Origin of the sequence: Arthrobacter sp. B0490, from assembly GCF_002929355.1 — a bacterium.
GTDB lineage: Bacteria > Actinomycetota > Actinomycetes > Actinomycetales > Micrococcaceae > Arthrobacter_D.
Window position 1 is genome coordinate 1 of the sequence record NZ_PJIR01000071.1, and the last position, 763, is coordinate 763.

A 763-nucleotide genomic window follows, 5' to 3' on the forward strand; every position below is an offset into this window, starting at 1 on the left:
TTGGAAGGTTGGACACTTGAGGTGATCACTCGACCCACGGAAGGACTCCCATGAAGATCGGCATTCTCGGCGCAGGATCCATAGGCTCGACGCTGGCGCGCAAACTCGCGGCAGTGGGGCACCAGGTGAAAGTGGCGAACTCCCGCGGACCGGAAACCATCGAGGCCGCGGTGCTCGCGACAGGTGCGACGGCGGTGAAGGCGTCCGACGTGGTGCAGGACGTCGAGGTCCTCATCACCTCGATCCCGCTCAGTGCGATGCCGGCACTGAGGCCCCTCGTCGCGAGCCTTCCCGCAGACGCGATCATCATCGATACGTCGAACTACTACCCGGCTAGGGATGGGCGGATACAGGCGCTCGATGATGGACAGGTCGAGAGCGAATGGGTCACCGAGCAGCTCGGGCGTCCTGTGGCGAAAGCCTGGAACGCCATACTGTCGCAGACTTTCAGCACGAGGGGTTCGGCAGCAGAAGATCCGCACCGTCTGGCGATACCCGTCGCCGCCGACCGTGACGCGGACAAGGGCACCGCGATAGCACTGGTGGAAGACACCGGCTTCGACGCCGTCGACGCAGGCTCGCTCTCTGACTCCTGGCGGCAACAGCCTGGAGCCCCCGCGTACTGCACCGAACTCACCCTCCAGCACCTGCCCGCTGCACTCGCTGCGGCCCAAAAGGGCGTACTCCCGGATCGCCGGGACAAGGCCATGGCCGTCATCGGCAAGCGAGCGGAGAACCAGGAGTCGTTGACGGCGGGCGACCT

1 protein-coding gene is annotated in these 763 nt (G+C 65.3%); it reads left to right on the forward strand.

Annotated elements, in window-relative coordinates:
• Positions 1-50: 50 nt before the first annotated feature.
• Positions 51-763 (forward strand): NADPH-dependent F420 reductase (locus tag CXQ97_RS18660; RefSeq protein ID WP_104182369.1); only part of this gene is annotated, 713 nt, incomplete at its 3' end.